Origin of the sequence: Pseudonocardia sp. McavD-2-B (assembly GCF_024124365.1) — a bacterium.
Classification (GTDB): Bacteria; Actinomycetota; Actinomycetes; order Mycobacteriales; family Pseudonocardiaceae; genus Pseudonocardia; species Pseudonocardia alni.
In genome coordinates, this window is sequence record NZ_JAMXSG010000028.1 from 1 (window position 1) to 12,976 (window position 12,976).

The 12,976-nt window shown below is 72.8% G+C and carries 14 protein-coding genes and 3 tRNA genes; 14 read left to right on the forward strand and 3 right to left on the reverse strand.

Annotated features, from left to right (window positions below):
- Positions 1 to 391, forward strand: a 391-nt coding sequence (locus NH602_RS06565) for a PH domain-containing protein (protein ID WP_253067312.1), incomplete at its 5' end; no start/stop codon positions are given.
- An 8-nt stretch (positions 392 to 399) separates the two neighbouring features.
- Here the strand turns inward: NH602_RS06565 and NH602_RS06570 are convergent.
- Complete coding sequence (locus tag NH602_RS06570; RefSeq protein WP_253067313.1) at positions 400 to 1,962, reverse strand: helicase HerA-like domain-containing protein; 1,563 nt, start codon at positions 1,960 to 1,962, stop codon at positions 400 to 402.
- 79 nt (positions 1,963 to 2,041) lie between these two features.
- Here NH602_RS06570 and orn point away from each other — a divergent pair, with 79 nt between their 5' ends.
- From orn to NH602_RS06590, 4 genes are all read left to right on the forward strand, one after another.
- Entirely contained in the window at positions 2,042 to 2,674 is a 633-nt protein-coding gene (gene orn, locus NH602_RS06575) for an oligoribonuclease (RefSeq protein ID WP_208821361.1), read from the forward strand.
- 64 nt (positions 2,675 to 2,738) lie between these two features.
- Positions 2,739 to 2,811 (forward strand) — tRNA-His (locus NH602_RS06580).
- A gap of 81 nt (positions 2,812 to 2,892) precedes the next feature.
- Positions 2,893 to 2,965 (forward strand) — tRNA-Lys (locus NH602_RS06585).
- A gap of 23 nt (positions 2,966 to 2,988) precedes the next feature.
- Positions 2,989 to 3,064: transfer RNA gene (locus tag NH602_RS06590), tRNA-Lys, on the forward strand.
- Here the strand turns inward: NH602_RS06590 and NH602_RS06595 are convergent.
- The gene (locus NH602_RS06595) at positions 3,043 to 3,468 is read right to left on the reverse strand and encodes a hypothetical protein (RefSeq protein ID WP_253067314.1); all 426 of its coding nucleotides are present in this window, start codon (positions 3,466 to 3,468) and stop codon (positions 3,043 to 3,045) included. The genes NH602_RS06590 and NH602_RS06595 overlap by 22 nt on opposite strands.
- A gap of 176 nt (positions 3,469 to 3,644) precedes the next feature.
- Here NH602_RS06595 and NH602_RS31815 point away from each other — a divergent pair, with 176 nt between their 5' ends.
- The 7 genes from NH602_RS31815 (at position 3,645) to NH602_RS06630 (ending at position 8,934) form a co-directional block, all read left to right on the forward strand.
- The gene (locus NH602_RS31815) at positions 3,645 to 4,175 is read left to right on the forward strand and encodes a helix-turn-helix domain-containing protein (protein ID WP_161152699.1); all 531 of its coding nucleotides are present in this window, start codon (positions 3,645 to 3,647) and stop codon (positions 4,173 to 4,175) included.
- Positions 4,176 to 4,351: 176 nt separating this feature from the next.
- On the forward strand, positions 4,352 to 5,050 hold the full coding sequence (locus NH602_RS06605) for a PIG-L deacetylase family protein (protein WP_308292814.1): 699 nt from the start codon (positions 4,352 to 4,354) through the stop codon (positions 5,048 to 5,050).
- Positions 5,047 to 5,754: a 4-carboxy-4-hydroxy-2-oxoadipate aldolase/oxaloacetate decarboxylase gene (locus tag NH602_RS06610; RefSeq protein ID WP_253067316.1), complete on the forward strand. Its 708-nt coding sequence runs from the start codon at positions 5,047 to 5,049 to the stop codon at positions 5,752 to 5,754. The genes NH602_RS06605 and NH602_RS06610 overlap by 4 nt, the downstream gene beginning before the upstream one ends.
- Complete coding sequence (locus tag NH602_RS06615; RefSeq protein WP_253067317.1) at positions 5,751 to 6,458, forward strand: alpha/beta fold hydrolase; 708 nt, start codon at positions 5,751 to 5,753, stop codon at positions 6,456 to 6,458. Before NH602_RS06610 ends, NH602_RS06615 begins: the two co-directional genes overlap by 4 nt.
- Before the next feature lie 11 nt (positions 6,459 to 6,469).
- Complete coding sequence (locus tag NH602_RS06620; RefSeq protein WP_073575418.1) at positions 6,470 to 6,751, forward strand: muconolactone Delta-isomerase family protein; 282 nt, start codon at positions 6,470 to 6,472, stop codon at positions 6,749 to 6,751.
- Complete coding sequence (locus NH602_RS06625) at positions 6,748 to 7,497, forward strand: SDR family NAD(P)-dependent oxidoreductase (RefSeq protein WP_179760818.1); 750 nt, start codon at positions 6,748 to 6,750, stop codon at positions 7,495 to 7,497. Before NH602_RS06620 ends, NH602_RS06625 begins: the two co-directional genes overlap by 4 nt.
- A 90-nt stretch (positions 7,498 to 7,587) precedes the next feature.
- On the forward strand, positions 7,588 to 8,934 hold the full coding sequence (locus NH602_RS06630; protein WP_179760819.1) for an MFS transporter: 1,347 nt from the start codon (positions 7,588 to 7,590) through the stop codon (positions 8,932 to 8,934).
- A gap of 54 nt (positions 8,935 to 8,988) precedes the next feature.
- Here NH602_RS06630 and NH602_RS06635 read toward each other — a convergent pair whose 3' ends face one another.
- Positions 8,989 to 9,900 (reverse strand): LysR family transcriptional regulator, encoded by a 912-nt coding sequence (locus tag NH602_RS06635; RefSeq protein ID WP_179760820.1) that lies wholly within the window; start codon positions 9,898 to 9,900, stop codon positions 8,989 to 8,991.
- Positions 9,901 to 10,017: 117 nt separating this feature from the next.
- On the opposite strand from NH602_RS06635, the gene mdlC reads away from it, so the two are divergent.
- Together mdlC and NH602_RS06645 are read left to right on the forward strand one after the other, a co-directional pair.
- Complete coding sequence (gene mdlC / locus NH602_RS06640; protein ID WP_253067318.1) at positions 10,018 to 11,589, forward strand: benzoylformate decarboxylase; 1,572 nt, start codon at positions 10,018 to 10,020, stop codon at positions 11,587 to 11,589.
- A gap of 21 nt (positions 11,590 to 11,610) precedes the next feature.
- Positions 11,611 to 12,948: an MFS transporter gene (locus NH602_RS06645; protein ID WP_073575423.1), complete on the forward strand. Its 1,338-nt coding sequence runs from the start codon at positions 11,611 to 11,613 to the stop codon at positions 12,946 to 12,948.
- Positions 12,949 to 12,976: the final 28 nt, after the last annotated feature.

The following is a 12,976-nucleotide window of genomic DNA, read 5'->3' on the forward strand; positions in this document are numbered from 1 at the left end:
CGGCCCCGCGCTCGTCCCGGCCGTCGCCCTCGGGGTGTTCGCCTGGTTCGACGCCGCGGTCTGGCCGGTCGTCGTCGGCGTTGCGCTGGTCGTGGTGGCCGTGCCGCTCGCGCTGGACCGCTACCGCGCCCTGGGCCACCGGCTCGACGAGCGCTACCTCGTCGCCCGGCACGGGTCGCTGCTGCGCACGACGACCGCGCTGCGCCGCGACGGCGTCATCGGATGGCGGGTGCGGCAGAGCCTGTTCCAGCGCCGCGCCGGGGTGCTGACGCTGGAGGCGACCACCGCCGCGGGCGGCGGCGCGGTGCAGGTGCTGGACCTCGACCCCGCCGACGCCGTCGCGCTGATGGCCGCGGTGACCCCGGACGCGGTCACCCCGTTCCGGGCCTGACCCGTGGGTCAGCGACGCCGGCGGGTCCCGAACAGGCTGCGGGTGATCTCGCGGGTCACGGTGTTGGTGAGCTGACGACCGGTCGGCGACTGCAGGAAGTCCCCGATCTTGGAGAAGAACCCGCCGCCCGGCGAGTCCTGCGGCGGGGGCGGCGGGGCCTGGCCCGGCTCCGGGGCGGGTGCCGGGGGCGCCTCGACCGGCGTCGCCTCGCCGCCCGGCCCGGCCGCGATGCTCGCGGTGAGCTTCTCGTAGGCGGACTCGCGGTCCACCATCTGCCCGTACTTCGCCTGCAGCGGTGAGGCGGCGGCGTCGGCGCGGACGTCGTCGACCGACAGGGCCGCCATCAGCGAGCGCGGGGCCCGCAGCCGGGTCCAGGCGACCGGGGTGGGCGCGCCGCGCTCGGACAGCACCGTGACGACCGCCTCACCGGTGCCCAGCGAGGTCAGCGCCGACTCCAGGTCGTAGACGTCGGACTTCGGGTAGGTCCGCACGGTGCGCGACAGCGCCTTCTGGTCGTCCGGGGTGAAGGCCCGCAGCGCGTGCTGGATCCGCGCGCCCAGCTGGGACAGCACCTCGTTCGGCACGTCGGTGGGCAGCTGGGTGCAGAAGAACACGCCGACGCCCTTGGACCGGATGAGCTTGACGGTCTGCTCGATGCGGTCGAGGAACGCCTTCGACGCGTCGGTGAACAGCAGGTGCGCTTCGTCGAAGAAGAACACCAGCTTGGGCCGGTCGAGGTCGCCCGCCTCGGGCAGCTCCTCGTACAGCTCGGCGAGCAGCCACATCAGGAACGTGGAGAACAGCACCGGGTTCGCGGCGCGTTCGGCCAGCTCCAGCAGGGTGACGACGCCCTTGCCGTCGATCTGACGCATCAGGTCCGCGGGGTCGAACTCGGGCTCGCCGAAGAACTCCTCGCCGCCCTGGGCCTCCAGGTTGACCAGCGCGCGCAGGATGACCCCGGCCGTCGCCGGGGAGACCCCGCCGATGCCCTTGAGGTCGGCCTTGCCCTGGTCGGAGGTGAGGTGCTGGATGACCGCGCGCAGGTCCTTGGTGTCGAGCAGCGGCAGCCCGCGCCGGTCGGCCCAGTGGAAGATCAGGCCGAGGGTGGACTCCTGGGTGGCGTTGAGGCCGAGCACCTTGGCCAGCAGGATCGGGCCGAACTGGGTCAGCGTCGCCCGCACCGGGACGGCGACGCCGCCGTCGCCCAGCGACAGGAACTGCACCGGGTACGCGGTCGGGCTCCAGTCGTCACCGGTGTCGGTCGCGCGGGCGGTGACCTTGTCGTCCGGCTCGCCCGCGCGGGCCATGCCGGACAGGTCGCCCTTGACGTCGGCGAGCAGGACGGGGACCCCGGCGTCGGACAGCTGCCCGGCCAGGGCCTGCAGTGTCTTGGTCTTGCCGGTGCCGGTCGCCCCGGCCACCAGGCCGTGCCGGTTCAGCGTCGCGAGGGGGATCCGGACCCGCGCCTGCGGGTCGCACACCCCGTCGACCAGGACGGTGCCGAGCTCGAGCACAGCTCCGTCGGTGGCGTATCCGGCGGCGATGGTGCGGGCAGGTGTGTCGTCAGCCACGGCGCGAGCCTAGGGCACTCCCCCGACGGTGACGGCCGAGGCTCGCGCCGGTCGCGACGACGTCACCTAGGCTGTGACGATGACCGATCGGCTGGTGTGGATCGACTGCGAGATGACCGGGCTGGATCTGGGCTCCGACGCCCTGATCGAGATCGCGGCACTGGTCACCGACGGCGACCTCAACATCCTCGGCGAGGGCGTCGACGTGGTGATCGCCTGTGACGACGCGAAGCTCGACGCGATGCCCGACGTCGTGCGCGACATGCACGCCCGGTCCGGGCTGACCGAGGAGGTCCGGCGCGCGACGGTCACGATCGAGCAGGCCGAGAAGATGGTGCTCGACTACGTCCGCACCCACGTCCCGGACGCCCGCTCGGCGCCGCTGGCCGGCAACTCGATCGCGACCGACCGCGGCTTCATCGCTCGGGACATGACCGAGCTCGACGGGTACCTGCACTACCGGATGATCGACGTCAGCTCGGTGAAGGAGCTGGCGCGGCGCTGGTTCCCGCGGGTGTTCTACGCGAAGCCGGAGAAGGGCCTCGCGCACCGCGCGCTCGCCGACATCCGCGAGTCGATCCGCGAGCTGGCCTACTACCGGCAGGCGCTGTTCGTGGCCCCGCCCGGTCCGACGACCGAGCAGGCGCAGGCCGCCGCGGCCGCGGTCGCGCACGTCGCGGCACCCCCGGAGGGCGGTACGACCCCCGCCTGACACCCCCCGGAGCGGGCGGGCTACAGTAGTCCAGCGCTTCCGGGAGTGCCCGGGAGAACGCATGGTGGGTGTAGCTCAGTTGGTAGAGCACCTGGTTGTGGTCCAGGGGGCCGCGGGTTCAAGTCCCGTCACTCACCCGGTCGCCGCCTCGGCGATCGATCCCATCGCACGTCCGGGATCGATCCTCCGTGCGTGGGCGAGGCACGACAACTCCACACGCGCCGTTAGCTCAATTGGCAGAGCAGCTGGCTCTTAACCAGCGGGTTCGGGGTTCGAGTCCCTGACGGCGCACGCAGGACCACAAGTGAACACATGCGCCGTTAGCTCAATTGGCAGAGCAGCTGGCTCTTAACCAGCGGGTTCGGGGTTCAAGTCCCTGACGGCGCACCACTATCACTGACCTGGCCGTTCTCCCTTCGGGAGAGCGGCCAGCGTCGTCTCCGAACCCCGGTCTGGTCGCACCGTGGTCGCGCGCCCCGCAGGTGCTCGCCGACGAAGTCCAGGGGCTCGGTCTCGCCCCCGATCGACTGGTTCGACGCCTCGCCCACCGTCGCGCCGCCCTCGAGGGCGCCTCGCGGGCCGGGTGTGGTCGCAGGTCTGGTCGAAGCCTTTGCCTCCGCAACGCAGACCGTGGCAGCCATCAGCTCGAAGAACGGGGCGAGGCGCTCGGGCTCGGCGGCGCGCAGGAATGCGGCCGGCTCCGAGGGGCTCCACGGCTTGATCTGCGGACGCGACGCCTTCGGCACGCCCTCCACGGCGAGGGCCGGGTTGCTGGCGAGACGCTCGGTGGACACCGCGTACTTCAGGTCCGCCCGGAGCGGCCCGTGGATCCGCCGGATCGTCGTCGCCCCGCGACCCGTGTCGCGCAGGTGCCGCGGCGTACTCGGCGGGGTTCCACGTACACACCGAGCAGGTCGTGGTGCAGGTGCCACGGCCGATCGTGGCGGGCGTGGTCGGGCAGGTGGGGCCGGTGACCGCGTGGACCATGAGCGGACGCTCGGGCCCCGCCGCCGTCGCCTCGTCGGCGCTGCCGGCGCTGATCCGCCAGCCCACCGACCGGGACGACCCCTCCGCACGGATAGCGGCCCGTGCGGCGGCCGAACTGACCGCCGGGGCCCTGCTGGACCGCGTCGACGGTCCCTCGCGACAGCCGAACCCGCGGGCCGCGCTCCTCGGCCGGGCCCGCCGCTTCATGAGCGACCACCTGCACGAGGCCGACCTCTCCCCCGCCTGTGTGGCCGCCTCCATCCCCATCTCCGAGCGGTACCTGTTCGCCCTCTTCGCCGACGTCGGCTCCACACCGGCGACCTGGCTGCGCGAGGCCCGGCTCGAGCGCGCGCGGCAGCTGCTGGACGACGATCCCGCGCGCCCCGTCCAGGAGGTGGGCGTGGCGGTCGGCATCCCGCGGGCCTCCCACTTCAGCAGGCTCTTCCGCGCGCGCTACACCGTCGCCCCCCGCGCGTACCGGGCCGTCGCGGCGCGCCGGCACCACGACGAATGACGTAGGCGGGACCGGCCGAGGCTCCGCACCGGTCCGGTCATTCGCGAGTTACCCCGTTCCGGGCCCGTCTCTAGCGTCGTGCTCGGCGCCATCGCGGACGCGCGGTGGCCGGTCCCGATCGGCCGAGGAAGGCGATGGCTGCAGCGATGGCTGACGAGAAACGACCCTCCGTACTGGTGGTCAGTGCCCACTCCGGTGACTTCGTGTGGCGCGCGGGGGGAGCGCTCGCCCTCTACGCCGAGCGCGGCTACGACGTGCGCATCGTCTGTCTGAGCTACGGCGAGCGCGGGGAGTCCCAGGGCCTGTGGCGGCAGGAGGGCATGACCCTGGAGAAGGCGAAGGCGGGCAGGCGCGCCGAGGCCGAGGGGGCCGCGGAGGCGCTCGGCGCCGCGATCTCCTTCCTCGACCTGGGCGACTACCCGTTGCGCATCGACGACGCCGGGCTCGACCGCATGGTCGGCGCGATGCGGTCGGCACAACCCAAGCTGCTGCTCACCCATGTCGCGAACGACCCGTACAACCGCGACCACGACGCCGCGCACGAGGCGACGCTGCTCGCCCGGCAGGTCGCGCAGGCCGCGGGCCACGACCGTTCGACGAGCCCGATCGGAGCACCGCAGGTGCTGCAGTTCGAGCCGCACCAGCCCGAGCAGTGCGGCTTCGCTCCGAACCTGCTGCTGGACATCACCCCGGTGTTCGACCGCAAGCGCAAGGCCATGGAGTGCATGGGAGCGCAGGCGCACCTCGTGCAGTACTACACCGATCTCGGCCTGCGCCGGGGGGTGCAGGCCGTGCGGAACGGCGGCGCCAGGTCGATCGTGCAGGCCGAGGCCTACCAGCGGGTGTTCCCGATCGTCGGGGACGTGCTGCTGTGACCGGCCACGTGATCGTCCGGACGACGCGGGGGCCGTCACCGCAGGTCGTCGACGCGCTGGCGACGAGCGGCGTCGCCACCGCCCACGAGGCCCACGGCCGTCGTGGGCTGCTCGGTCCCGAGCTGCGCCCGATCTACCCCGGTGCCCGGATCGCCGGACGGGCGGTGACCGTCCTGTCGCATCCCGGGGACAACCTGATGATCCACGCGTCGATCGAGCAGTGCCGGGCGGGCGACGTCCTGGTGGTCGCCACCACCTCGCGGTGCACCGACGGGATGTTCGGCGACCTGTTCGCCACCCAGCTGCTGCACCGCGGCGTGCGTGGCCTGGTCACCGACGCCGGAGTGCGCGACATCGCGGACCTGCAGGCGATGGGCTTCCCGGTGTGGTCGCGGGCCGTGCACGCGCAGGGCACCGCGAAGGCGGTCCCGGGATCGGTCAACGTGCCGGTCGTGGTGGCCGGTCAGCTCGTCCACCCCGGCGACATCATCGTCGCCGACGACGACGGAGTGCTCTGTGTCCCGCTGGCCGACGGCGGGACCGTCGTCGCGGCCGCGGCGGAACGCGAGGCGAACGAGGAGGCCAAGCGTCGCCGGTTCCGCGACGGCGAGCTGGGTCTCGACGTCTACGGCATGCGCCCCCTGCTGGAACGTCTCGGCGTCCGCTACGTCGACGACCTCGCCGACGGGGAGGAGACCCCGTGAGCACGTTCCTCCTGGTTCACGGCGCGTGGCACGGCGGCTGGGTGTGGGAGCGGGTGGTCCCGGCCCTGCGTGCCGCGGGCCACGACGTCCACACCCCGACCCTGACCGGGCTGTCCGACCGCGCCCACACCCTCACCCCGCAGGTCGGGCTCTCGACCCACGTCCAGGACGTCGTCGGGATGATCGAGGCCTACGACCTGCGCGAGGTCGTGCTCGTCGGGCACAGCTACGCCGGGCAGATCGTCACCGGCACGGCCGACCGGGTCCCGGAGCGCCTGGCCACCCGGGTCTACCTGGACGCCTTCGTCGGCGACGACGGAGAGGCCGCCATCGACCTGCAGCCCGCCACCGTGGCCGGGCACTGGCGCGAGGCCGCCGAGGGCCCCGGGTTCGGGTGGCTGGTCCCACCCCGGTCGCTGACAAAGCTCGGCGTCACCGAGCAGGCCGACATCGACTGGCTCACCCCCCGGCTCACCCCGCACCCCTGGCTCACCTACACCGAACCGCTCCGGCTGACCGGCAAGGGCGACCAGGTCCCGGCCGTGTTCATCGAGTGCGTGGAGTGGATGCGGGTCTTCGCGGCCCACGCCGAACGTGCCGCGGTCCGCGGCTGGCCGACGCACCGGCTCGCCACCGGTCACGAGGCCATGGTCACCGCGCCCGACGAGCTCGCCGCGCTGCTGCTCGAGATCGTCCCGAGCTGAGAGGACACGTCATGGAGTTCCTGGTCCGCACCGAGAACAGGCTGCCGAACGACACTCCCGCCGACATCCGGGACCGGCTCAGGAAGGGTGAGCGGGAGCGGGCGACGGAGCTGCGCGAGGCCGGTGTCCTCCGGCGGCTCTGGCGGGTGCCCGGTCGCAACGCCACGATCGGCCTCTACGAGGCCGAGGATCCCGCCGCCCTGCACGACGCCCTCGTGTCCCTGCCCATGTGGACGTGGATGGACGTCACCGTCGAGGCACTGGCCACCCACCCGCAGGAGAAGAAGGGGTGACCGCCCGGCTCGCCGGCGTCGTCGCGATCGTGACCGGCGCGGCGGGCGGTCTGGGGAGCGCGATCGCGCGGCGGCTCGCCGCCGACGGCGCGACCGTCGCCGCCCTGGACTTGGCGACCGATCCCGCGGAGCTGCGCAGGGACGACTTCCCGGGATCCATCGTCCACCGGGCCTGCGACGTCACCGACCGTACGGCCGTCAGCCGCACGGTCGGCGAGGTCGCCGACCGGTTCGGCGGCGTGGACGTCCTGGTCAACAACGCCGGGCTCCTCTCCGGCCGCGCGAGCCTGCTGGAGGCGACGCCTGAGGAGCTGCACCGCTTCTACGACGTCAACGCCGTCGGCCCGCTGCTCATGGTGCAGGCCTGCTTTCCCCACCTGCGGGACAGCGCGCACCGCGGCCGGATCGTCAACGTCGCGTCCCGGACGTTCTTCACCGGCGCACCGGGACGGATCGGCTACATCGCCAGCAAGGGCGCACTGCTCGGAATGACCCGGGTCATGGCCCGTGAGCTGGGCGAGCACCGCATCTGCGTGAACGCGGTGCTGCCCGCCCAGGTCGCCACGCCCGGCACCCGCGCGCACTCGGGCGACGAGGTCTTCGCCCGGACCATGTCCCAGCAGGCGATCCAGGAGTTCGTGACACCGGAGGACTTCGCGGGCCTGATCGCGTTCCTGGCCTCCGCCGACGGCGCACGGATCACGGGCCAGTCGCTCGTCTGTGACGGCGGCGGTCTTCTGCACTGATCACCGTGGCCCGCTCGGGTCACGCACGCCACGCATCCATCTCCGTCCCCGCCCGGTCCGAGAGGACCGGCTCGCTCAACGAGGAGCCTCATGGCCACCAGCACGTCGGCCCGGTCGGGAGGCACTGCCGCCCGCCGCAAGCCCGGTACGGTCGCGTTCGCCAGCTACATCGGCACGACCATCGAGTGGTACGACTTCTTCATCTACGGAGTCGCGGCCACGCTGGTCTTCCGCACGCAGTTCTTCCCCGGCTTCTCCGAGACCGCGGGGACCCTCGCCGCACTCGGTACCTTCGCCGTCGGATTCATCGCGCGTCCCGTCGGTGGCATCGTGATGGGCCACTTCGGCGACCGTGTCGGACGCAAGTCGATGCTGGTCGTCTCCCTGCTCATGATGGGCGTCGCCACGACTCTCATCGGTCTCATCCCCACCTACGAGACCATCGGCATCTGGGCGCCGATCCTGCTCGTGGTGCTGCGGCTGATCCAGGGTGCGGGTGTCGGTGGCGAGTGGGCGGGCGCGGTACTCATGGCCGTCGAGAACGCCCCACCGAAGCGCCGTTCGCTCTACGGCTGCTTCCCCCAGCTCGGCCTGCCGTCCGGCATCCTGCTCTCGCAGCTGGCCTTCCTGCTCCTCACCAGCCTGATGTCCCCGGAGGCGTTCGCCGCCTGGGGGTGGCGGGTCGCATTCCTCAGCAGCGCGCTGCTCATCATCGTCGGACTCGTCATCCGGCTGGCCATCGAGGAGAGCGAGGACTTCGAGAAGGTCCGTGACTCCGGCACCGTCGAGAAGATGCCGATCGTCGAGGTGTTCCGGCGCAGCCCCCGACAGATCCTGATCGGCAGCCTCGCCTCCATCGCCGCACCGGCGATCGGCTACCTCGTCTCGGTCAACATGGTCTCCTACGGGACGACCAGGCTCGGCCTTCCCACCTCGACGATGCTGTGGATCCTCGTCGGCGTCAGCGTGGGCTGGATCCTGATGATGCTCGGCGCAGGCCTGGCGGGCGACCGTTTCGGCCGCAAGGCCACCTTCGCCCTGGGCGCCGGTATCGGAGTCCTCTGGGCGTTCCCGCTGTTCTGGCTCGTCGACACGGCCTCCGTACCGCTGATGGTCCTGGCACTGCTCGTCATCACCGCCGCGAACTCGATCATGGCGGGGCCACAGCCGGCGCTGATCACCGAGATGTTCCCGATCCGCCTGCGCTACAGCGGCGCCTCCATCGCCTACACGATCGCGTCGATCCTCGGGGGTGGGCTCACCCCGCTGGCCGCCACCGCCCTGCTCGCCGAGTTCGACAGCTCGATCGCCGTCTCCGTCCTGCTCGGGGCGGTGTCGCTGATCAGCCTCGTCGCGATCCTGTCCGCGAGCCGGCGCGTGCTGCACGCCGAGGAGCCCGAGCCCGCCTGCCGACTGCCCGACGAGGCCTCCGCCTGAACCGGCCCGGCGATGACGGGCAGCCGGACCGAGGTCGTCGGCAGGCGCGCGCGCTCAGGTCCGCAGCGCGACGATGATCGGCCGCAACTCCTCCACGAAGGACTCGGCGGGCCCCGTCAGCGCTCCGCCGCGCCTGCGGAACACCCCGAACCGGCGCGCCCGGGTCCCCCCCGGCACGTGGAGGGACTCGATCGTCCCGGCCCGGCGCTCGGCGGAGAAGAGCGGCCGGGGCATGACGCTGAGGAATCCCGCGTCGGCCACCAGCGCCTTCAGCGCGACCACCGAGCGGGTCGTCACGGTGGTCCGCGGCTCGTCGAGCCCGGCGCGGCGGAAGATCTCGGTGAGGGCGCGGCGGGGCGCCGTCCGCGCCGGTGGCATCGCCCAGCGCTGGTCGAGCAGGTCGGCGAGCTCCACTCCCGGTTCGGCGCGCAGCGGGTGCCCGGTCGCGGCGACCACCGTGACGTGGTCCTGCCAGCGCAGGCTGCCCACGACGGCGATCCGCTCGTCCGCGTCGAGCTCAGCGCCGACGGCGACGTCGATCTCGGCGGCCGCCAGCGCCTCGACCAGCACGTCCTCGACCCCTTCGAGGATGTGGACCTCCAGCCCCGGGTGCCCGACCAGCAGCGCGTCGACGGCCCGCGGAACCAGGTGGGCGATCACCGACCCGACGCTGCCCACCCGCAGCGTGCCCCGGCCCCGGCCCTGCATGGTGTGGATCTCCTCCACTGCACGCTGGGCCTCCTCCTCGATGGCGCGGGCCCGCGGGGCCAGCGCGCGGCCGTACTCGGTCAGGCGCATGCCGGTGCTGTGCCGCTCGAACAGCGGTGCGCCGAGCGCCACCTCCAACCGGCGCAGCGACCGGCTCACCGCGGGCTGGGTCAGGCCGAGGTCGGCGGCCGCCCGCCCGACGCCCCCGTGTTCGGCCACCGCCAGGAAGGCCCGCAGCTGCCCTGCCTCGAAGGTCATGCCCAGAGGTTATGACTCTCGACGGTCCTATGCATTGGTTGCCTGTCCGCGATCCAGGATCCTCGGGCCCGGCCGGCCATCGGACCGGCGCTCTGCACCCGCAACGGAGGGATGGGCATGAGCACGACCGTGCGCGACGTCGTCGTGGCGCAGCTGCGAGCCCGCGGCATGACGACGGTCTTCGGCAACCCGGGCTCGACCGAGCTGCCGATGTTCCGGGACTTCCCCGACGACTTCGACTACGTCCTGGGCCTGCAGGAGTCCGTCGTCGTCGGGATGGCCGACGGCTTCGCCCAGGCCTCGGGCACCGCGGCACTGGTGAACCTGCACTCGGCGGCGGGGGTGGGCCACGCGATGGGCAACCTGTTCACCGCGTGGCGCAACCGCACGCCGCTGGTCGTCACGGCCGGACAGCAGGCGAGGTCGCTGCTGGTCGGCGAGCCGTTCCTGATGAACGAGCGGGCGACCGAGCTGCCGCGCCCCTACGTCAAGTGGAGCTGCGAGCCGGCCCGACCGCAGGACGTCCCCGCGGCGTTCGCCCGCGCCTACCACGTCGCGATGACGCCACCGCGTGGCCCGGTGTTCCTCTCGATCCCGGTCGACGACTGGGAGGTACCCGCCGAGCCCGGGGCGGACCCCCGGCCGCGCCCCGTCGGCGCGGCGGCGCGACCGGACCCCGACCTCGTGGCGGGACTCGTCACCGCGCTCGACCGGGCGGTCTCCCCCGCGCTGGTCGTGGGCGCCGAGGTCGACCGTGACCACGCCTTCGCCGAGGTGGTCGCGCTGGCCGAACGACACCGGGCCCGCGTGTGGACCGCACCGCTGTCCCCGCGGTGCGGGTTCCCGGAGGACCACCCCCTGTACGCCGGCTTCCTGCCCGCGGCGCGCGAGACGATCCGGGAACGGCTCGCCGGCCACGACCTGGTGGTGGTGCTCGGCGCCCCCGTCTTCACCTTCCACGTGGAGGGGCGCGGTCCCCTGCTGCCGGCCGGCTGCGTCCTCTTCCAGGTCGTCGAGGACCCCGACACCGCGGCGTGGACGCCGGAGGGGACGGCGCTCGTGGGCGGCGTCCGCGCCACGGTCACCGAGGTGCTGGCCGCAAGCGCCCCGCCCGCCCGCTCCGCTCCGCCGGGCAGGCCACGCCCCGCGCGGCTCACCGCGCCCGCGGAGCTCACCGAGGCCTTCCTCCTGCAGACCCTCGCCGACGAGCGACCGGAGTCGGCGATCGTGGTCGAGGAGGCGCCCAGCACCCGCGCGGTGATGCAGGAGCGGCTGCCGTTCACCGGTCCCGAGACCTTCTTCACCTGCGCCAGCGGCGGGCTCGGGCACGGCATGCCCGCCGCGGTCGGTGTCGCGCTCGCCCGGCCCGGACAGCGGGTGATCGCGCTGCTCGGCGACGGGTCGAGCATGTACGCGGTCCAGGCGCTGTGGTCGGCGGCGCACGAGAACACCCCGGTCACCTTCGTCGTGGTGAACAACGGCGGCTACGCCGCCCTCGACGGGTTCGCCGCCCACTTCGGGATCGACAAGCCGGTCGGCACCGCGGTGACCGGCATCGACTACGCCGGACTGGCCCGCGACATGGGGTGCGCCGGCGTGACGGTGCAGCGCCCCGCGGAGCTCGCGGACGCGCTGCGGCGGGCACTGACCTCGTCCGGCCCCGTGCTCCTCGACGTACACGTCCGCTGACCCTGGGAAGGAACGACGACGATGTCCACCTACTCGGAGAACACCGCGGCCGGAGCCGCCGCCGACCCCGCACCGGGAGGCGGGGACGCGAAGGGCTCGCGTCGCATGCTCGCCTCGACGTTCCTCGGCACCACCATCGAGTGGTACGACTTCCTGGTCTACGGCTTCCTGGCCCCCGTCGCGCTCGACGTCCTGTTCTTCCCCCAGTTCAGCCCGCTGGTCGGCACCATCGCCGCCTTCAGCGTGTTCGCGGTCGGTTTCCTCGCCCGTCCGCTCGGCGGCATCGTGTTCGGTCACCTCGGTGACCGGGTGGGCCGTAAACCGATCATGATCTGGACTATGGCCCTGGCCGGCGCCGCGACGACGGCGATGGGGCTGCTGCCGACGTATACGACCATCGGGCTCCTCGCCCCGGTCGTGCTCGTCGTGCTGCGTTTCGTCCAGGGTCTCGCGCTCGGCGGCGAGTCCGCGGCGGGGCCCCTGCTCGCCACCGAGAGCGCCCCGGGTGGCCGCCGCGGGTTGTTCGCCGCGATCGTGCAGAGTGGCGCCGCGGGGGGCACGGTCCTCGGCGCGACCGCGGTGCTGCTCGTGGGACTGATGCCGCGGGAGGACCTGCTCGCGTGGGGCTGGCGCCTGCCCTTCCTGGCCAGCGCGGTGATCTTCTTCGTCGGCCTCTACATGCGGGTGCGGGTGGCGGAGTCGCCACTGTTCACCCGGGCCGTCGGCGCCGCGGGTGCCGAACGGATGCCGCTGCTGGTCGTGCTGCGCAGCCACAAGGCGGCCACGGCCCGGGTGTTGTTCGCCGCGGTGGCCGAGTCCTCGGTCTTCTACTTCACGGCGATCTTCGGCCTGTCCTACGTGACGGGCACCCTCGGGCTGAGCCCGGCACTGCCGTTGCTGGGAATCGTGATCGGCAACGGCCTGGGAATGCTGACCAACCCGCTGTTCGGCTGGCTGAGCGACCGGGTGGGGCGCCGGCCGCTGCTGCTGCTGGCCTACGCGCTCGGCTGCCTCTACGTGGTGGCCGTGTTCTTCCCCCTGCTGCGTACCGCCGATCCCGCCCTCGTCGTGCTCGCGCTCGCGATCCCCGGCGCGGTGCTGCAGCCCATGAGCCTCGCGGTGACCGGCAGCTTCTACCCGGAACAGTTCGACGACGCCCGGGTGCGCCTGTCCGGGATCGCCCTCGGCCGCCAGATCGGCACCGTCCTGGGCGGCGGGCTGCTGCCGGTCGTCTCGGCCGCGCTCGTCGCCGCGACCGGAGGGCTCACCGCCTCCCTCGTCTACTACGCCGCGCTGTGCGCGGCCGGCTTCCTCGCCGTCCTCCTCTCGCGGGAGAGCGCCCGCACCGCGCTCACCTGATCCGCTGTCCGGCCCGATCCCACCCCTC

What these genes read in the sequence shown, in the direction of transcription:
- orn (WP_208821361.1), top strand. Translation starts at nt 2,042, where the DNA reads ATGACCGATCGGCTGGTGTGGATCGACTGCGAGATGACCGGGCTGGAT.
- NH602_RS06620 (WP_073575418.1), top strand. Translation starts at nt 6,470, where the DNA reads ATGGAGTTCCTGGTCCGCACCGAGAACAGGCTGCCGAACGACACTCCC.
- NH602_RS06630 (WP_179760819.1), top strand. Translation starts at nt 7,588, where the DNA reads ATGGCCACCAGCACGTCGGCCCGGTCGGGAGGCACTGCCGCCCGCCGC.
- NH602_RS06635 (WP_179760820.1), bottom strand. Translation starts at nt 9,900, where the DNA reads ATGACCTTCGAGGCAGGGCAGCTGCGGGCCTTCCTGGCGGTGGCCGAA.
- mdlC (WP_253067318.1), top strand. Translation starts at nt 10,018, where the DNA reads ATGAGCACGACCGTGCGCGACGTCGTCGTGGCGCAGCTGCGAGCCCGC.
- NH602_RS06645 (WP_073575423.1), top strand. Translation starts at nt 11,611, where the DNA reads ATGTCCACCTACTCGGAGAACACCGCGGCCGGAGCCGCCGCCGACCCC.